Origin of the sequence: Frigoribacterium sp. VKM Ac-2836, assembly GCF_013248995.1 — a bacterium.
Taxonomy (GTDB): Bacteria; Actinomycetota; Actinomycetes; order Actinomycetales; family Microbacteriaceae; genus Frigoribacterium.
Genome location: NZ_JABRPK010000001.1, coordinates 287,908 through 305,484 on the forward strand (window position 1 = coordinate 287,908; position 17,577 = coordinate 305,484).

17 protein-coding genes, 3 tRNA genes and 1 pseudogene are annotated in these 17,577 nt (G+C 72.0%); 12 read left to right on the forward strand and 9 right to left on the reverse strand.

What is annotated here, in order from left to right:
* Window positions 1-11 precede the first annotated feature (11 nt).
* Window positions 12-1,736, reverse strand: a complete 1,725-nt coding sequence (locus HRF36_RS01400; RefSeq protein WP_173205151.1) for a glycoside hydrolase family 13 protein — start codon at window positions 1,734-1,736, stop codon at window positions 12-14.
* 133 nt (window positions 1,737-1,869) lie between these two features.
* Here HRF36_RS01400 and HRF36_RS01405 point away from each other — a divergent pair, with 133 nt between their 5' ends.
* On the forward strand, window positions 1,870-2,814 hold the full coding sequence (locus HRF36_RS01405) for an aldo/keto reductase (protein WP_217270846.1): 945 nt from the start codon (window positions 1,870-1,872) through the stop codon (window positions 2,812-2,814).
* A gap of 12 nt (window positions 2,815-2,826) precedes the next feature.
* Here HRF36_RS01405 and HRF36_RS01410 read toward each other — a convergent pair whose 3' ends face one another.
* A complete protein-coding gene (locus HRF36_RS01410) occupies window positions 2,827-3,393 on the reverse strand; it encodes a 2'-5' RNA ligase family protein (RefSeq protein WP_173205154.1) in 567 nt (188 codons plus the stop codon).
* 126 nt (window positions 3,394-3,519) lie between these two features.
* Between HRF36_RS01410 and HRF36_RS01415 the strand changes: the two genes are divergently transcribed.
* The 5 genes from HRF36_RS01415 to HRF36_RS01435 all read left to right on the forward strand — a co-directional run bounded on the left by HRF36_RS01415 (window position 3,520) and on the right by HRF36_RS01435 (window position 6,896).
* Window positions 3,520-3,591 (forward strand) — tRNA-Thr (locus HRF36_RS01415).
* A 52-nt stretch (window positions 3,592-3,643) separates the two neighbouring features.
* A tRNA-Met gene (locus HRF36_RS01420) sits at window positions 3,644-3,717 on the forward strand.
* 131 nt (window positions 3,718-3,848) lie between these two features.
* Window positions 3,849-4,967 (forward strand): type III polyketide synthase, encoded by a 1,119-nt coding sequence (locus tag HRF36_RS01425; RefSeq protein WP_173205156.1) that lies wholly within the window; start codon window positions 3,849-3,851, stop codon window positions 4,965-4,967.
* Window positions 4,964-5,746, forward strand: coding sequence for a class I SAM-dependent methyltransferase (locus HRF36_RS01430; protein WP_371739954.1), 783 nt, complete (start codon window positions 4,964-4,966; stop codon window positions 5,744-5,746). The genes HRF36_RS01425 and HRF36_RS01430 overlap by 4 nt, the downstream gene beginning before the upstream one ends.
* Window positions 5,733-6,896: an NAD(P)/FAD-dependent oxidoreductase gene (locus tag HRF36_RS01435; protein WP_173205158.1), complete on the forward strand. Its 1,164-nt coding sequence runs from the start codon at window positions 5,733-5,735 to the stop codon at window positions 6,894-6,896. The genes HRF36_RS01430 and HRF36_RS01435 overlap by 14 nt, the downstream gene beginning before the upstream one ends.
* Before the next feature lie 113 nt (window positions 6,897-7,009).
* Here HRF36_RS01435 and HRF36_RS01440 read toward each other — a convergent pair whose 3' ends face one another.
* The gene (locus HRF36_RS01440; protein WP_173205159.1) at window positions 7,010-7,912 is read right to left on the reverse strand and encodes a UbiA family prenyltransferase; all 903 of its coding nucleotides are present in this window, start codon (window positions 7,910-7,912) and stop codon (window positions 7,010-7,012) included.
* A 285-nt stretch (window positions 7,913-8,197) separates the two neighbouring features.
* Window positions 8,198-8,413 (reverse strand): annotated as a pseudogene (locus HRF36_RS15660) (DUF3072 domain-containing protein); the annotation flags it as partial.
* Between the two features lie 227 nt (window positions 8,414-8,640).
* Here HRF36_RS15660 and HRF36_RS01450 point away from each other — a divergent pair.
* The 3 genes from HRF36_RS01450 to HRF36_RS01460 are packed head-to-tail and all read left to right on the forward strand — an operon-like array spanning window position 8,641 to window position 10,615.
* Window positions 8,641-9,099 (forward strand): MaoC family dehydratase N-terminal domain-containing protein, encoded by a 459-nt coding sequence (locus HRF36_RS01450; RefSeq protein WP_173205162.1) that lies wholly within the window; start codon window positions 8,641-8,643, stop codon window positions 9,097-9,099.
* Window positions 9,096-9,527, forward strand: a complete 432-nt coding sequence (locus HRF36_RS01455; RefSeq protein WP_173205165.1) for a MaoC/PaaZ C-terminal domain-containing protein — start codon at window positions 9,096-9,098, stop codon at window positions 9,525-9,527. The genes HRF36_RS01450 and HRF36_RS01455 overlap by 4 nt, the downstream gene beginning before the upstream one ends.
* Window positions 9,524-10,615: a UDP-N-acetylmuramate dehydrogenase gene (locus tag HRF36_RS01460; RefSeq protein ID WP_371739955.1), complete on the forward strand. Its 1,092-nt coding sequence runs from the start codon at window positions 9,524-9,526 to the stop codon at window positions 10,613-10,615. The genes HRF36_RS01455 and HRF36_RS01460 overlap by 4 nt, the downstream gene beginning before the upstream one ends.
* Before the next feature lie 52 nt (window positions 10,616-10,667).
* On the opposite strand, the gene HRF36_RS01465 is transcribed toward HRF36_RS01460, so the two are convergent.
* The 5 genes from HRF36_RS01465 to HRF36_RS01485 form a co-directional block, all read right to left on the reverse strand.
* Window positions 10,668-11,294 (reverse strand): response regulator, encoded by a 627-nt coding sequence (locus HRF36_RS01465; RefSeq protein ID WP_371740042.1) that lies wholly within the window; start codon window positions 11,292-11,294, stop codon window positions 10,668-10,670.
* A gap of 80 nt (window positions 11,295-11,374) precedes the next feature.
* Window positions 11,375-12,592: a sensor histidine kinase gene (locus HRF36_RS01470; protein WP_173205171.1), complete on the reverse strand. Its 1,218-nt coding sequence runs from the start codon at window positions 12,590-12,592 to the stop codon at window positions 11,375-11,377.
* A gap of 56 nt (window positions 12,593-12,648) precedes the next feature.
* Window positions 12,649-13,458 carry an ABC transporter permease gene (locus tag HRF36_RS01475; RefSeq protein WP_173205174.1) on the reverse strand — a complete coding sequence of 270 codons (810 nt, stop codon included), beginning with the start codon at window positions 13,456-13,458 and terminating at the stop codon, window positions 12,649-12,651.
* Window positions 13,455-14,375 (reverse strand): ABC transporter ATP-binding protein, encoded by a 921-nt coding sequence (locus HRF36_RS01480; protein WP_173205177.1) that lies wholly within the window; start codon window positions 14,373-14,375, stop codon window positions 13,455-13,457. Before HRF36_RS01480 ends, HRF36_RS01475 begins: the two co-directional genes overlap by 4 nt.
* 101 nt (window positions 14,376-14,476) lie before the next feature.
* A complete protein-coding gene (locus HRF36_RS01485) occupies window positions 14,477-15,679 on the reverse strand; it encodes a pyridoxal phosphate-dependent aminotransferase (protein ID WP_173205180.1) in 1,203 nt (400 codons plus the stop codon).
* 231 nt (window positions 15,680-15,910) lie between these two features.
* On the opposite strand from HRF36_RS01485, the gene HRF36_RS01490 reads away from it, so the two are divergent.
* From HRF36_RS01490 to nusG, 3 genes are all read left to right on the forward strand, one after another.
* A tRNA-Trp gene (locus tag HRF36_RS01490) sits at window positions 15,911-15,983 on the forward strand.
* Window positions 15,984-16,067: 84 nt separating this feature from the next.
* Complete coding sequence (secE, locus tag HRF36_RS01495) at window positions 16,068-16,349, forward strand: preprotein translocase subunit SecE (protein ID WP_043592949.1); 282 nt, start codon at window positions 16,068-16,070, stop codon at window positions 16,347-16,349.
* A 94-nt stretch (window positions 16,350-16,443) separates the two neighbouring features.
* A complete protein-coding gene (gene nusG / locus HRF36_RS01500; RefSeq protein ID WP_173205182.1) occupies window positions 16,444-17,538 on the forward strand; it encodes a transcription termination/antitermination protein NusG in 1,095 nt (364 codons plus the stop codon).
* Window positions 17,539-17,577: the final 39 nt, after the last annotated feature.

Below are 17,577 nucleotides of genomic sequence, written 5' to 3' on the forward strand. Positions count from 1 at the left end.
GTCGCGTCCGCCTACGACGTGGCCGCGAGCCAGACCGTCGCGTTGGGCGGCAGGGCCGGCCCGTCGACGACCATCGTGGCCAGCAGCACCTCGGCCACGGGGAGTTCGACGGGGACCTCGCCCATGTTGGTCACGACCGTGACGCCCTGGCTGCGGAAAGCAACCACGTCGGGTCCGAAGCCGTCGAGCCACGTCAGCGTGCCCGCGCCGAGCTCGTGGTCTGCGCGGAGGCGCAGGGCTCTCGTGTAGAGCTCGAGCGTCGACCCCGCCACGCCGCGCTGCTCGTCGCGGGCGTACGTCGACCAGTCGGCGGGTTGCGGCAACCAGGAGGCGCCGGTCGCGTTGAACCCGAAGGCCGGCTCGGACGCGGACCAGGGCAGCGGCACGCGGCAGCCGTCGCGTCCGTAGCGTTCTCCACCGGTGCGGAACCACGTGGGGTCCTGGCGGGACTCGTCGGGCAGGTCGATCGCCTCGGGCAGGCCCAGTTCTTCGCCCTGGTAGAGGTAGGCGCTACCGGGCAGGGCGAGCATGAGCGCGGACGCGGCGCGGGCCCGGGCCAACCCGAGCTCGGGGACGGGAAGCCCCTCGCTCGCCGGGCCGATGCCGTACCCCTGCGGGTTCTCGGCCGTGAGGGCGAGGCGGCTGGCATGCCGGACGACGTCGTGGTTGCTCAACACCCAGGTGCTCGGAGCTCCGACGCTCGAGAAGGCCTCGATCGACGAGTCCACGACCTGCCGGACGGCCGCCGCCGACCACCCCGTCTCGAGGTAGGCGAAGTTGAACGCCTGGTGCATCTCGTCCGGGCGCACCCAGTCGGCGAGACGCGAGAGCGGCTCGACCCAGGCCTCGGCGACGAGCACCCGGTCGCCCGGGTATTCGGCGAGCACGGCGTTCCATTCGCGGTAGATCTCGTGCACGCCTTCTTGGCCCCAGTACGGCGGGGGAGCGGACTCGCCCTGCCCGCCACCCATGCTGCCGGAATCGGCGGGGGGCGTGTAGTCGGGCAGGCCCTCGGCCTTGATCATGCCGTGGGCGACGTCGACCCGGAATCCGTCGACACCACGGTCGAGCCAGAAGCGCAGCACGTCGACGAACTCGTCGCGTACGCGACGGTTCGTCCAGTCGAGGTCGGGTTGGGACGAGTCGAACAGGTGCAGATACCACTGCCCCGGTCGGCCGTCCGCCTCGGTCACACGGGACCAGGCCGGGCCGCCGAAGATCGACTGCCAGTTGTTCGGCGGGAGGTCGCCGTCCGGGCCGCGGCCGTCACGGAAGAGGTACCTACCCCGAGCGGGGGAGCCAGGGGCGGAGGTGAGAGCCTCGCGGAACCACGCGTGGTCGCTCGAGGTGTGGTTCGGCACGACGTCGACGATGACGCGCAGGCCCAGCTCTGTCGCCCGGGCGCGCAGCGCGTCGAAGTCGGCCAGGGTGCCGAACAGAGGGTCGACGTCGCGGTAGTCGGCGACGTCGTAGCCTGCGTCGCGCTGCGGTGAGGCGTAGAAGGGCGACAGCCAGACGGCGTCGACGCCGAGCTCGCCGAGCACGTCGAGACGCGACGTGATGCCGGGCAGGTCGCCGACTCCGTCACCGTCGTGATCGGCGAACGACCGGGGGTAGACCTGGTAGATGACGGCGGTGCGCCACCAGTCGCCGCCTCGTCCGGCGGTCGTCTCGGTGCCCGCGAGGGGGGCGGTCGGGGTCAGCGTGTCGGTCTCGGCCGGATCTCGTGTGGACATGCAGCAACGATACGGCAGGCCCCCGACGCGGCATCGGCTACGGTTCTGGTCAGGGCACCCGGGGCGCGAGCTTCTCGGGGGCCGAAGCACCCGCGACACGATTGGCACGACCCTGAACCCTGCGACCGACCTCGTGACGGCCGACCTGCCCGCCGGCACCCGGCCGTTCCCGCTCGCGCTCGGGACCAACGTCTTCGGCTGGACCGTCGGCGCGCCCACCGCCCTCGAGGTGCTCGACCTCTTCGCCGACGACGGCGGCCGCATCGTCGACACGGCCGACGTCTACTCGGCGTGGCTGCCGGGCAACTCCGGTGGCGAGTCCGAGGCGATCATCGGGCGCTGGCTCGCCCGGCCGGGCAACCGCGACCGGGTCGTCCTGAGCACCAAGTGCGGTCAGCATCCCGATGCGCCGGGCCTGTCCCGCACCAGCATCCGCACCGCGGTCGAGGGGTCGCTGCGGCGTCTGCGCACCGATCACGTGGACTTCTACTTCACGCACTTCGACGACGACGAGACGCCCCTCGACGAGACCGTGGGTGCGCTCAGCGAGCTCGTCGACGAGGGCAAGATCCTCTGCGCCGGGGCGTCCAACTACACGGGTGCGCGCCTCCGCCAGGCCCTCGCGATCGCCGACCGGGACGGCCTGCACCCGTTCCGGGTCGTCCAGGTCGCGTACAACCTGGTGCGCCGGGGCGAGTACGAGGGCGACGTCGCGGCGATCGTCGACCACTACGACCTCGCGGTGCTTCCGCACTCGTCCCTGGCGAGCGGTTTCTTGACGGGCAAGTACCGTCACGACGTGGGACGAGGGGACTCTCCGCGCGGAAGCCGGGCCCTCAGCTACGTCACGCCGCAGAACCAGGGCACGCTCGAGGTCGTCGTCGAGATCGCCGAGCGGCTCGACGTCGAGCCGGGCGCCGTGGCCGTGGCCTGGCTGGCCTCCCGCGACAACGTCATCGGTGCACTCGGCAGCGCCCGCACCTCACGACAGCTCGAGGGCCTGCTCGACGCCGCGCGGGTCGAGTTGACCGAGGGTGACCTGGCGTCGCTCGAAGCCGCCTCGCGCCCGCTCGACTGAGGGGCGACGGGCTCAGTGATCGGCGCCGTCCGCATCCTGGGGGCGCCCGGGTGCGGGGCCCAGCGGCACGATCGTCGCGGTGCTCGGGTCCCAGCGCCGCAGCTGCGACAGCACCACCGGACGGCTCGCCGGGGCGTCGGCCTCCGCGAGGGCGACGAGGGCCCGCGCCACCTGGTCGGGCGTGAGGCGCGACGCGAGCGTGACGTGGGGTGTCCAACGACCGGGGGTGGTGTGCGGGACGTCCCCCGCGCCTCCGAGGCTCTCGTGCACGCGAGCGTGCAGGCGGAGCAGCTCACGGGTCACGACCACCGGCCGCACCAGCACGAGCCCGCGCGGCGGGGCACCGAAGAGCGAGAGCCCGCCGAGTTCGGCAGCCAACGGCAGCGCCGCCGACAGGGGCAGGAGGCGCGGGTCGGCGGCCGGGTCGAGGCCCGGTCGGGCCACCAGGGTGACGTGCGGTGCGTTCGAGGTTCCGGCGTGGTCGCCCTGCGACGGAAGACCCGCCGCGGACAGCACGCGCCACTCGTCGCGGACGGCCTCGTCCGAGGCCGGGTCGAGCAGGAGTTCGAGGCTGTGCATCCGTCGATCCTGCCCCGGGCGCGGCTCGGCGGCCCGGGTCGTCGCGTGGCGTCGGCACCCCGTTCGCTCTGCTACCCTTGTCTGGTGCCAATCGGCAGCGGCCTCGGTCGCTCGTCTGGTGGTCACGCCCCGATAGCTCAGTGGTAGAGCACTTCCATGGTAAGGAAGGGGTCGTCAGTTCAATCCTGACTCGGGGCTCTGGCTGTCTCGGTCCCGTCCCGGTGTGATGCCGGCAGGGCCCGCAGCCTGCGGCGGGGTAGCTCAGTTGGTTAGAGCACACGGCTCATAATCGTGGTGTCGCGGGTTCAAGTCCCGCCCTCGCTACCGCAGGCCCGGATCTCTCACGAGTTCGGGCCTTCGTCGTCGGTCGGCGACGATCGTCCGTTCTCGTCGGTCGATCGGTGCGCTGTCGGGCGTTGGTGTGCCGTCTCCGAGCGCCGGGCCTACGATGAGGCATGGCCGTGAGTATCCGAAGCATCGGCACCGCAGTGCCCCCGACCATCATCCGACAAGACGACGTCCGCGAGATCTTCGCGACGCAGCCCGGCCTCGGCAGGCTCGGGCAGCGCATCGTCGGGGCCGCGTTCGGGGCATCGGCCATCGAGACCCGGCACACCGTCGTCGACGAGCTCGACCGCCGTCCGCGTGAGGGCGAGCCGACGTTCTACGACGCCGGGTCGAACGAGATCCTGCGACCCGGCACGGGCGCTCGCAACCAGGTGTACGTCGACCGCTCGCCCGAGCTCTTCCTCTCCGCCGCCCGTGCCGCGCTCGAGGGTGCGCCCGACCTCGGTCCCGACGACGTGACGCACGTGATCAGCGTGTCGTGCACCGGGTTCTTCGCGCCCGGGCCCGACTACCTGCTCGTGAGGGGTCTCGGGCTGTCACCGTCGACCCGTCGTCACCACCTCGGATTCATGGGTTGTTACGGGGCATTTCCCGCCCTCGCCGCGGCTCGCGACTTCTGCCTCGCCGATCCGGGTGCGGTCGTGCTCGTCGTCTGCGCCGAACTCTGCACCCTCCATCTGCGCAGTTCCGACGACCCCGACTCGATCGTCGCCTCGTCCGTCTTCGCCGACGGCGCCGCCGCCGCGGTGGTGACCGCCCGCCCGGCACCCTCGGGTTCGGTCGTGCTCGACCTCGACGTTCTCGAGACGGTGCTGACCCCGGTCGGCGAGACGGACATGGCGTGGACCATCGGCGACCTGGGGTTCGACATGGTGCTCAGCAGCTACGTGCCGCAGATCATCGAGCTCCACATCGACTCGGCCTTGGCGCCCCTCTTCGAGGCGGGCGGCGTCGGCGTCGGCGACGTCGACCTCTGGGCCGTCCACCCGGGCGGTCGCAGCATCCTCGACCGCGTGCAGCAACAGCTGGGGCTCACCGACGCCCATCTCGCACCCTCGCGCGGTGTGCTGCGCGACTACGGCAACATGTCGAGCGCGACCGTCCTCTTCATCCTCGGCGAGCTGCTCGCCGGGCCCGCCGCCCCTGCCCAGCGCGTGGGCGCCATGGCGTTCGGCCCCGGGCTGACCGTCGAGACCGCATTGATGACGCGGCGCGCGGTCTCGTGAGCACGACCCGCACCTCCTCGATCGCCGTGCCGCCGCCCTGGTGGCCCGACCTGTCGCGGCGGGGTGCGGGCCTCGTCGAGCTGATGGACGACCCGGGGTGCGACCTCGAGCTCTTGAACGCCACCTACCGCGCCTTCCCCGTGGTCAACGGTCTCGTCGCGGGGTGGCGTCGGGTCTACCTCCGCCATCTGCGCCCACTGCTGTCGGCGGAGCGGGTGACGCGCCTGCTCGACCTCGGGTCGGGCGGCGGTGACCTCGCACGGGCACTGGCGGGCTGGGCCCGGGGGGACGGCTTGCTGATCGAGATCGTGGGCGTCGACCCCGACCACCGGGCCCACGACTTCGCGTCGTCGCGTCCGGTACCGGCGGGCGTGGAGTTCCGGCGGGCGTCGAGCGCCGAACTCGTCGCGGCCGGTGAGACCTTCGACGTGGTCGTGTCGAACCACGTGCTGCACCACCTCGACGACGAGGCCCGGGAGGCCGTGCTCGACGACAGCGCCCGCCTGGCCACCCGTCTCGTGCTGCACGCCGACATCGAACGGGCCCGCGGGGCGTATCTCGCCTACCGCGCGTCGACCTGGCCCTGGCGGACCCGGTCGTTCGTCCACGTGGACGGACTCCTGTCGATCCGCCGCAGCTTCACGGCCGAGGAGCTGCTGGACGTGGCTCCCCGCGGCTGGCGTGTCGTGCGGCAGTGGCCGTTCCGTCTGCTGCTCGTCCGCGAGATCCGCGCCGGCACGCTCGACGTCCCGAGAGGCGGTGGCCGTGCGGACGCATGACGTCCTGATCGTGGGCGGCGGCCCGGTCGGCGTGATGCTCGCCGCGGCGCTGGCCGATCGGGGCCTCGACGCCGTCGTCTGGGAGGCACGGGTCGACGACCCCGCGCACTCGCGCGCCCTCGGCGTGCACCCGCCCTCGATCGACCTGTTCGACCGGCTCGGGCTCGCGGACCACCTGCTGGCCGATGCCGTCCGCATCCGGCGCGGGATCGCCCGGAGTGGCTCGCGGACGGTGGGCGTCGTGCCGTTCGACCGCGCGTCGTCCCGGTGGCCGTTCGTCGCAGCCGTGCCGCAGGACCGTACCGAGGCCGTCTTGCGGGCCGGGCTCGCGGCTCGGCGGGACGACGCGTTGCGCCGGGGCGTCCGGTTCGTCGGGCTGGAGCAACGCGACGAGGACGTCGTCGTCCAGGGCGTGGACGGTGAGGGCCCCGTGGTGGTCGCCGCCCGGTTCGTCGTGGGGGCCGACGGCACGCGAAGTGCCGTCCGCGCCGCGTCGGGGCTCGACACCACGGTACGAGACCTGCCCGACCGGTACGTGATGGGTGACTTCGCGGACGCCACGGGTCACGGGACCGACGCCGTCATCCACCTGGAGCGCACCGGGGTGGTCGAGTCGTTCCCCTTGCCCGCCGGGCGACGACGGTTCGTCGTGCACGCCGGTGCCGAGCGTCGGCCGGCCTCCACCGTCACCGCGGAGGAGGTGGCCCGGCTCGTGACGGACCGTACGGGCGTACCCGTCGACCCGACGAGCTCGACCATGGCGAGCGCGTTCGGGGTCCGGCGACGACTGGCCACGCGGACGGTCGTCGGCCGCGTCGTGCTCATCGGTGACGCCGCCCACGAGATCAGCCCCATCGGCGGACAGGGCATGAACCTCGGCTGGCTCGACGGACACGCGCTCGAGAACGTGATCGCGGCGGCGGTGAAGCTGAGGGGTGGCCGGATGCTCGACCCGACGGCCTTCGACCGGTTCGAGGCCGACCGTGCTCGCGCGGCGGTCCGCGCCGCCCGTCAGGCCGAGTGGAACACCGCGCTCGGTCGGCCCGTCGGCAGCGGCACCGCTCGGGCCCGCGATCTGGCGCTCGCGGCGGTGCTCCGTTCGCCGAGCCGACACCTGCTCGCCTCGGTCTACGCGATGCGCTGGGCCTGAGAGGCCCGCGGCCCGGCCCTCCTGGTGCGACGTCGCCCGGTGCGACGTGACGTCGTGCCAGGCCGTTAGGCCGTCAGGGCGTCAGGCCGTCAGGCCGTCAGGCCGTCAGGCCGTCAGGCGACGATCGTGCCGCCGCTGAGAGCCAGCTGCACCACGAGCAGCAGGGCCGCGACCATGATCAACCGGAAGAGGGTCCGGTCGATGCGCCCTGCGATGACGAGACGCATGCCGACGAGGGCGATGACGAGCGTCACGACGGAGCCGACCACCGCCGCCACGAGGCCAGGGGTCGACGCGCCGCCGCCCAGCTGACCCGACAGCAACAGGACCGTCGCGACCCCCAGCGCCACGAACGCCGTGATGCCCGAGAGGGTGCGCCCCAGGCGATGCGGCAGTCCCGCGATGCCCGTCCGGGCGTCGTCCTCGAGGTCGGGCAGCACGTTCGTGAAGTGGATCGCGACACCGAAGACCCCGCCGACCGCCACGGCCCAGGCGGCGGGCGGTGCCGGTGGCGACGCGGCGAGCGTGGCGACGGCGGGCAGCAGGCCGAAGCTCACGACGAACGGCACCACGGAGGCCGGCGTGCGCTTGAGGCCCAGGTCGTAGGCCCACCCCGAGGCCACGAGCACGAGGTGCGCCGTGCCGGCCGCCGGTCCCAGCGCGTACGAGGGCACGAGCATCAGGACTCCGCAGGCCACCGCCGCCGTGCGGACGGCCGACACGCTGACACGGCCCTGAGCGACCGGCTTGTCGGTCCGGCCCACGGCCCGGTCACGTCCGGCGTCGAGCCAGTCGTTGGCGAAGCCGATCGAGGCCTGCCCGAGCAGCACGGCGAGGGCGAGCAGCGCGAGCCGGTCGACGGGCAGACCCGAGGAGGCGCCGAGCACGACCGCGAGGACGGTCACCACGACCGTCGGGCCCGGGTGGGTCGAGCCGACGAGAGCGATGGCCCGGGAGGCCGCGGCGCCGGGCCATCGGGTGTCGCGAGGCGTGCCGTGAGGCCCGGGGGAGGTCATCCGCTCACCCTAGACGGGGCGTCGGGCGGAGCGGGCGGACGGTGCCGTCACCCGGAGCGGACGTGAAGAGGTGCACCCGAGTCCGGGGGAGGACTCGGATGCACCTCGTCGCACCCTCGGCGCTCGAGGTGCAGGTGGATCAGTACCGGCACGCGCCGGATGAGGGTGCCCACGTCGAGTTACCATCCCAGACGTGCCTGGAGTGTACGACGAAGGCGGGCGGATCGGAAGGGTCCCGACGGCGGGATTCGCGGATCGACCCGGGCGGGGTCGGACGGTGGGGCCTCAGGCCCCCCGGCCGGTCTTCTGCTGGAGGCGGTCGATGTGCTCGCTGGCCTCGGCCTTTGTCATGTCGGCGGGCAACTCTTCGCCCGCCTCACGAGCGAGGGTGTCGAGGTAGCTCTTCTGCGGGCCGGTGATGGGCTCGTCGCCGGTGACCCAGTCGTCGGGGTCTTTCGAGGCCGTGCTGCCGGCGTCGGGGCGGGCGCCGCCGAGGGTCTCGCCGTGTGCGGGGCTCGAGTTCTCGTCGCGGGCCGTGGCGGCCTGGTCGGTCTGCTCGGTCTGCTCGGTGGTCGTCGTGTCGGTGGTCGTCGTCTCGTCGGACTCGGCCGCTGCCGGGTCGACGGGGGTGATGTCGGGGTCGATGTTCGCGTCGCTCATGACGTGACCGTACGCCGTGCCCCCGACACCGGGCCGGGTGTCGTACCCCGCTGGTTAGACTCGATCTCGTGTCCGTGAACCCTGATCTGCAAGGGCGGGTCTTCCCGCCGGCCCCGCCCTACCTGGTGGGTCGAGAGAAGGTGCGCGAGTTCGCCCGTGCCACCGGCTCGACGAGCCCCCTGTCGCTCGACGTCGAGGCGGCCCGAGCGGCCGGCCACGCCGACGTCGTCGCACCGCCGACCTTCGCCGTCGTCGTGCAAGAGGCGACCCTCGCCCAGTTGCTCGCCGAGCCCGACGCGGGCATCGACTTCTCCCGCGTCGTCCACGGCGAGCAGCGCTTCTCGCTCTCGCGCCCGATCGTCGCGGGTGACGAGCTCACGGCGACCCTGACGGTCACGAGCGTCAAGACGCTGGGCGGCAACGCGATGGTCACCGCGTCGTCCGACATGCGCGACGTCGAGGGGCGGCACGTGGTCACGGCCGTGTCGACGCTGGTCGTCCGCGCCGACGACGAGGTCGCCGCATGAGCGCGCTCGAGGTCGGTCAGGTCGTGGCCGAGAAGGCCTACTCCCTGACCCGCGACTCTCTCGTGCGGTACGCCGGCGCCTCGGGTGACTTCAACCCCATCCACTACCGCGACGACGTGGCGACCGACGTCGGCCTTCCCGGCGTCCTGGCCCATGGGATGCTGACGATGGGTACCGCCGTCCAGCCGGTCGTCGAATGGCTCGAGGGTGCGGGTGACGACGCCGGCGTGCTCGGCCGGGTGACCGACTACCAGGTGCGCTTCACGCGCCCCGTCGTGGTCGACCCGACCCACGGCGCCGAGATCGCCGTCGTCGCGAAGGTGGGCAAGCTCGACGGCGAGGCCGGCACGGCTCGCATCGACCTGACCGTGACCTCGGGCGGCCAGACCGTGCTGGGCAAGGCCCAGGTCGTGGTGACGCTGGCGTGACGACCTTCGCCGAGCTCACGACGATGCAGGTGGGCGCCGAGCCCGCCCGCCTCGTCGAGGCGACGACGACGGACGACCTCTTGGCGGCCGTCCGCGAGGCCTCACTCGGCGGCGATCCCTGGTACGTCCTGGGCGGCGGGTCCAACACGGTCGCCTCGGACGAGCCGTTCGACGGCACCGTCGTCCACGTGGCCACCCGCGGCGTCGAGCGCGTCCGCTCCGACGACGGCCGCGTCCACCTGCGCGTCGCCGCCGGCGAACCCTGGGACGACCTCGTCGCCTCCACGGTCGAGCAGGGCTGGTCGGGGCTCGAGGCGCTCAGCGGCATCCCCGGCTCCACGGGAGCCTCACCGATCCAGAACATCGGGGCCTACGGTCAAGAGGTCGCGTCGACCCTCGTGGCCGTCGACTTCCTCGATGACGACTCGGGCGAGTTCGTCCGCATCCCTGCGGCCAACCTCGACCTCGGCTATCGCACGAGCGTGTTCAAGAAGGGGCGGCGTGGGGTCGTCACGGCGGTCGAGTTCGCGTTGGCCGACGACGGAGGCGCGAGCGAACAGGTCGCGTACCCGCAGCTCGCGAAGGCCCTGGGCGTCGAGCTCGGGGCCCGGGTCTCGGTGGCCGACGTGCGGTCGAGTGTGCTCGCCCTTCGAGCCGCGAAAGGCATGGTGCTCGATCCTGACGACCGCGACACCGCGTCGAGCGGCTCGTTCTTCACGAACCCCGTCGTCTCGCGTGCCGACGCCTCGAGCCTGCCGGCCGACGCTCCGCGGTGGCCGACCGGCCCCGAGCCCGAGCGTCGGGTCGTGCCACTCGGCGACGAACCGGCCGCTCCGGCTCCACGGGCACCCGCCCAGGTCAAGCTCAGCGCGGCCTGGCTGATCGAGCACGCGGGCATCGCCAAGGGCTTCCGGCTGCCCGGCTCGCGAGCCGCCATCTCGTCGAAGCACACCCTGGCCCTGACCAACCGTGGTGGTGCCACGGGCGACGAGGTCGCCGAGCTCGCCCGGTACGTACAGCAGCGCGTGCAGTCCGAGTTCGGTGTGCTGCTGCACCCCGAGCCCGTCCTCCTCGGCCTCACGCTCTGAGGACGAGGCCTGCCGCGACGCGCCCGCCCGCGACGCGATCGCGTGCGGCTCGTCAGCCGCGCGGCAGGTGGCCCAGCTCGAGGGCCAGCGTGACGGCGCGCGTCCGGTCGTTGACGCCGAGCTTCTCGAAGACGTGCAGCAGATGTGTCTTGACCGTCGCCTCGCCCACGAAGAGCCGACGTCCGATCTCGCGGTTCGAGCATCCCTCGGCGACGAGGCCGAGCACCTCGGTCTCGCGAGGACTCAACGGACTCGTGCGGGGCACGGGCTCTCCGCCGGTCCGCGCCCGGCCGACGAGCCGGCTCGCCATCGCGGGGGCCAAGGCCACCTGCCCCGCGACCACCGCTCGGAGGCCGGCCAGGAGTTCGTCCTCGGGCGACGCCTTGAGCAGGTAGCCGCTCGCGCCCACCTCGATGGCGCGCAGGATGCTGTCGTCGGACTCGTAGGTGGTGAGGACGACGACCTTGGTCGACGGGTGTCGCGAGAGGACGGCCTCGGTCGCGTCGACCCCGTCGAGGCCGGGCATCCGGAGGTCCATGACGATCAGATCGGGACACAGCGCGTCCGCCAGGGCGACGGCCTCCTCGCCGTCGCTAGCCTGCCCGACGACGACGAAGTCGCCGGTCGTGGCGAGCAGCGCGGCGATGCCCTGCCGCACGATCGGGTGGTCGTCGGCCACGAGGGTGCGGTGAACGGCTGACCCCGTCCGCGAGGCTCCACCGCCGGCCGGCGTCGCGTCCTCGTGCGAGGGGCCGACGGTCACGAGGTCACCGCCGCCGTCAGCGGGACGCGTGCGGTGACGACCGTGCCACGGCTGTCCGACGCGACGTCGAGACGGCCGCCCGAGAGGCCGAGCCTCTCGCGGAGTCCGTCGAGCCCGAAGCCGGTCGACGCGACGGTCGGGTCGAACCCGGTGCCGTCGTCGGTCACGACGAGCACGGCCGTGCCACCCGAGGCCGTGAGCACCACGCGCGCCGTGGTCGACGCGCTGTGCTTGCGGACGTTGGCCAGCGCCTCCTGGGTGCACCGCACCAGCACGACCTGCAGGTCGCGGGGCAGCTCGGCCTCGTCGGCGTGGACCGTCACGTCGATGCCGCTCTCGCGCTCGAAGCGCTCGCCGAGGCGCCGGAGGGCCGCCGCGACGCTGGCGCCGGCCGGGCCGGACGACGCGGTGGCCGCGACGAGGGTGCGGGCCTCGGTCAGGGCCTCTCGCGCGGCCGTCTCGATCACGTCCAGCCGCTCGAGGGTCGTCGCCACGTCGCCGGAGGCGAGGGCGCCGCGAGTCTGCTGGGTGAGCATCACGACCCCGGTCAGGCTCTGGGCGATCGTGTCGTGGATCTCACGGGCCAACCGCTCGCGTTCGGCACTCGTGCCGGCGTCGCGGTGGCGGGCGGCGAGCTCGGCCTGGGCCTCGCGTAGCTCGTCGAGCAGGCGGCCGCGCTCGGCACCGACGCGGGCGATGGTGGTGATCCAGAGCCCGAGTGCGATGCTGAACACGAGTGAGAGGCCCTCGCTCGTGGCGGCGGTCGCGACGGCCTCTGCCGTCCAGCCGAGGCTGACGACGAACCCGATCGAGACGGCGAGGCAGAGTGCGACGTTGGCCACGATCGCGGAGCGGGGCGTCGGCATCAGGGTCCAGAGCAGCGGCATGACGAAGGCCTGGACGACGGCGAGCTCGGGGGTCGCCCCGACGGCCGCGCCGCCGACGACCACGAGGGCGGCCACGGCAGCGAGGGCCGAGAGCGACAGGAGATCGTCGTCACGACGGACGACGGGTCGAGCGAGAGAGAACCAGACGAGCAGCAGGGCGCCGACGGCGACGAACGAGGCCGTGACGCGACCGCTCGAGGACGTCGTGGCCAGCACGACCATCACGACCACCGTGCCGGCGAGACCGGCGTCCCACCAGCGCATCGAGATCGCCGTGCCCGCCCGGGCGGACGCCTCGACCGGCGACCTGCCTCCGCGTTCGTCCATGTCGATCACGCTAGCGGCCGCCGTCTGCCGGTGGGGGACCGGTGCCCGTCCACGGGTCAGGTGTCCTTCCTGATCCAGCGGAAGGTCATCACCGACGCGACGGCCCCGGCGACCAGCCAGACCGTCAACCAGAGGGCCACGCCGGGCAGGTCCCACGAGGCGCCGGCCTCGGCGGCCGAGAACGTGTCGGGCAGGAACACGCTGCGCATGCCCTGGGCCAGCCACTTCAGGGGGAAGACCGAGGCCACGGACTGCAGCCAGTCGGGCAGCTGGGTGAAGGGCAGGTAGACCCCCGAGATGAACTGCAGGACCAGCGTGATCGGGACGATCACGGCCGTGGCGCTCTTGCCGCTGCGGGGCACGCGCGACAGGGCGATTCCGACCACCGACGAGGTGGCGATGCCGAGCAGGTAGACCCAGGCGAGCGTCAGCCACGACCCGACGTCCGTCGGCAGGGGCACACCGAAGACGACGCGCGCGACCAGCACCAACAACGCCACCTGCAGCAGGCTCGTGACCAGCACCTGCCCGAACTTGCCCACGAAGTACGAGCCGACGGGCAGCGGAGTGCCCGAGAGCCTCTTGAGGGTGCCGTCGCCGCGTTCGAGGGCGATGTCGACGGCGAGGTTCTGCACGCCCGAGAGCAGGATGCCGGCCGCGATCATCCCCGGGAGGTAGAACGCGGCGGCCCCCACCTCGGAGCCGTCCGGCCGGGTGCCGAACGAGCCCGAGGCGCTGAACGCCGTCGAGAAGATCGCCAGCATCACGACCGGGAACAAGAACGTGAAGAACACCGTGTCCCCGGCGCGGAAGTACCCCCGGACCTCGTAGCGGGTGCGGCTCAGTCCGAGCGTCAGCGTCCTCACGAGGCCACCCCGGACGAGGAGGCGCGGTGCCCGTCCCCGGCGCTCGTCGCGTCGGGCGTCCCGTCCGCTGCCCGCTCGACGGCCGCGACCAGCCCGAGGTACACGTCCTCCAGCGACGGCCGGATGACCTCGAGCGAGCGGGGCTCGCCCCCGCGGGCGTGCAGGTCGGCGACCAGGGCGCCCGGACCGGACGTGCGGACCTCGTGCCGTCCGTGCTCGTCGACCCAGGTGACGCGGGGGGTGCGCGCCTCCTCGTCCCCGAGCTCGTCGGGTCGACCCTGGGCGACGAGCCGGCCCTGGGCGATCACCGCGACGCGGTCGCTGAGCTGCGCCGCCTCGTCGAGGTAATGCGTGGTGAGGACGATGCTCGTGCCGTCGTCCGACAACGACCGGATCAAGTGCCAGAACTGTCGTCGGGCCTCGGGGTCGAACCCCGTGGTCGGTTCGTCGAGGAAGAGCAGCTCGGGGCCACCCACGACTCCCAGCGCGACGTCGACGCGACGCCGCTGCCCACCGGACAGCGAGCGGATGCGTGCCCCCGCCTTCGCCTCGAGCCCGACCGCCGCGATCACCTCGTCGACGTCGCGAGGGTTCGGGTAGAAGCCGGCGAAGTGGGCGATCTGTTCACGGACCGTGGCCGACCCCTGTTCGCCGGACGTCTGCAACACGATGCCGAGGCGTGCCTTCCAGTCGAGGCCTCCGTGCTGCGGGTCGGTGCCGAGCACCGAGACCTCGCCACCGGACCGGTCGCGGTAGCCCTCGAGGATCTCGATGGTGGTCGACTTGCCGGCACCGTTCGGGCCGAGCAGGCCGAGGGTCTCGCCCGCGGCGACCTCGAACGAGAGGCCGTGGAGGGCCGTGGCGGTGCCGTAGGTCTTGGTGAGGTCGTGCACTCGCACGACGGGATCGGGCGTCATGGCTCCAGCGTGCGCTCCCGCGGCCCCGCGCACCAGGCCCGACCGGTCGAGGCCGGGTCCACCGATCGGTGGACCCGGCCTCGGGACGGTTCGACGAGAGGTCAGGCGAACAAGCGTTGGAGGCGGCGGACGCCCTCGAGCAACTCGTCGTCGCCCAGCGCGTACGACAGGCGCAGGTACCCGCTGGGACCGAAGGCCTCACCGGGCACGGTGGCGACGTCGGCCTGCTCGAGGATCAGGTCGGCCAGCTCGAGCGACGTGGTGGGCGTCACGCCGCCCCACTCACGACCGAGCAGGCCCTGGACGTCGGGATAGACGTAGAAGGCGCCCTCGGGGGTAGGGGACACGACGCCGTCGATCCGGTTGAGCTCGCGCACGATCGTCGCGCGGCGGGCGTCGAAGGCGACGCGCATGGCCTCGACCTCGTCCTGGGGGCCGGTCAGCGCGGCCAGGGCCGCGCGCTGCGACACGTTCGAGACGTTCGAGGTGAGGTGCGACTGGAGGTTCGCGGCGCCCTTGATGACGTCGGTCGGGCCGATCATCCAGCCCACGCGCCACCCGGTCATGGCATAGGTCTTGGCGACGCCGTTGACGAGGATCGCCTGGTCGGCCAGTTCGGGGACGGCCTCGGTGATCGAGGTGGCCGTCACGCCGTCGTAGGTGAGGTTCTGGTAGATCTCGTCCGTGATCACCCAGACGCCGGCCTCGAGGGCCCACCGACCGATGGCCTCGACCTCGTCGGGCGAGTAGACCGCCCCGGTCGGATTCGACGGGGAGCAGAACAGCAATACCTTGGTGCGCTCGGTGCGAGCGGCCTCGAGCTGATCGACGGTGACCTTGTAGCCCTGGTCGGCACCCGCGAAGACCTCGACGGTGACGCCGCCGGCGAGGGCGATCGCCTCGGGGTAGGTCGTCCAGTAGGGCGCGGGCAGGAGGGCCTCGTCGCCGTCGTCGAGCAGCGCCTGGAAGGCCTGGTACACGGCCTGCTTGCCGCCGTTCGTGACGATCACCTGGGACGTCGACACCGTGGTGCCGCTGTCGCGCAGGGTCTTCTCGACGATCGCCTCGCGCAGCTCGAGCAGACCGGCAGCCGCCGAGTAGCGGTGGTTGCGCGGGTCGCGGGCGGCGACGACGGCCGCCTCGACGATGTGGTCGGGCGTCGGGAAGTTTGGCTCGCCCGGGCCGTAGCTGATGATCGGCCGGCCCTCGGCGAGCAGGGCCTTGGCCTTCGCATCGACGGCCAACGTGGCCGATTCGGCGATCGACGAGATACGGGACGAGAGACGGCGCACGGTCGGAGTCACGCGGGTCAGCCTAGCGGGGGTGCCACCGGGCCGGACAGGCCCGGTCCGGGGGCGTGCGGGGGCGTCGTACGACCGGCTTTGCACGCACCCGCCGCTTCGCCTACACTTGACGAGGCGATCGAATGCGCCAAGCTTCAGCGCGCCTCTGCAGTCCGGTTCACCAACAGCCGGTCTCGAGAGGCAGGGCCTCCCGGCTCGACCGAGAGGTCATCTGAAGGGCGTCGATCCCATAGGGCGGTGGCTCAATTGGTAGAGCAGCGGTCTCCAAAACCGCAGGTTGCAGGTTCGAGTCCTGTCCGCCCTGCAGCCCGGCTGTGTTCCTCATGACACGGTGATCACACACAGATACGGACACAGGCCCACGGGTCGAGCTCGGAAGGTCGGAACAGTGGCGAGAAAAGACGTTGACGTCCCCAGTGAAGACGTCGTCGAGAAGGCGAAGAGCGACGGTGCGACGCGCCGTAGCCCCTTCGCCCGCATCGCGTTGTTCATCCGCCAGGTGATCGCCGAGCTCAAGAAGGTCGTCACCCCGACCCGCAAAGAGCTGTTGAGCTACACCGGCGTCGTGCTGGTCTTCGTGGTCATCATGATGGCTCTCGTCTCGTTGCTCGACCTGGTGTTCGGCACCGGTGTGGGCTACGTCTTCGGCAACGGCCCGACCGGCAGCTGACACGGCACGTCCCGGCCCATCCCCGAGCACCACGTGAGCGGGTGCCGCGCCATCGAGCACGAGCATCCGACAACCCCGATCGAAAGAAGAACCCTTGCCTGACAACGAGCGCGACGACATCGACCTCGCCACCGCTGCCGAGCAGTCCTCCGAGGTCGAAGAGGCCCAAGAGGGCGGCACGCTGGCCGCCGACGAGAACGCCGTCGAGCCCGCCGAGTCCGAGGCCCTCTCGGTCGTCGACGAGGGCGACGCCGGCTCGACCGACACGAGCGACCTCGACGGCCTGCTCGACACGCTGGCCGAGGCTCGCGACCCCGAGGCGGACGCGATCGTCGACGACGCCCTCGACGTCGACGACGCGTTCGAGGCCGAGGCCGCCGTCGAGGCGACCGACGACGAGGCCGACTCCGAGGCCGAGCAGGCCGCCGACGAAGGCGACGCCCCGGCCGCGAACGCCGTCATCGCCGAGGCCGAGCAGTCCGTCCAGGACGCCGACGCCGAGATCGCCCACGACGACGTCGACGTCGACGTGTCCGCCGCCGAGGTCGAGGACGACGAGCCCGCCGAGGTCGACCCCTACGAGGCGTTCCGCTACGAGCTGCGGGGCAAGCCCGGCAAGTGGTACGTCATCCACTCGTACGCCGGCTTCGAGCGTCGCGTGAAGCAGAACATCGAGAACCGCATGGTCTCGATGACCATGGAGGACTACATCTACCAGGTAGAGGTCCCGATGGAAGACGTCGTCGAGATCAAGAACGGGCAGCGCAAGCTCGTCACCCGCGTCCGTATCCCCGGTTACGTGCTCGTGCGCCTCGACCTCAACGAGGACAGCTGGTCGGTGGTGCGCCACACCCCGGGTGTCACCGGATTCGTGGGCAACGCCCACAACCCGACGCCTCTGCGTTTCGAAGAGGCCTTCAACATGCTGAAGAGCCTCGTGCAGGTCGACACCACCCCGGCCCCCGCCAAGGGCGGTGCCAAGGGTGGCAAGCAGGCCCAGCGGGTCATCCCCGCCGAGGTCGACTTCGAGATCGGCGAGACCATCACGATCAAAGAGGGGTCGTTCGCCGGACTTCCCGGTACGATCAACGAGATCAAGCCCGAGAGCGGCAAGCTCACCGTGCTGGTCTCGCTGTTCGAGCGCGAGACGCCGGTCGAGCTCAGCTTCGACCAGGTCACGAAGCTCTAACACGCATCCCCCGAGTTCTCAGATCACCGGAGTCCGCGC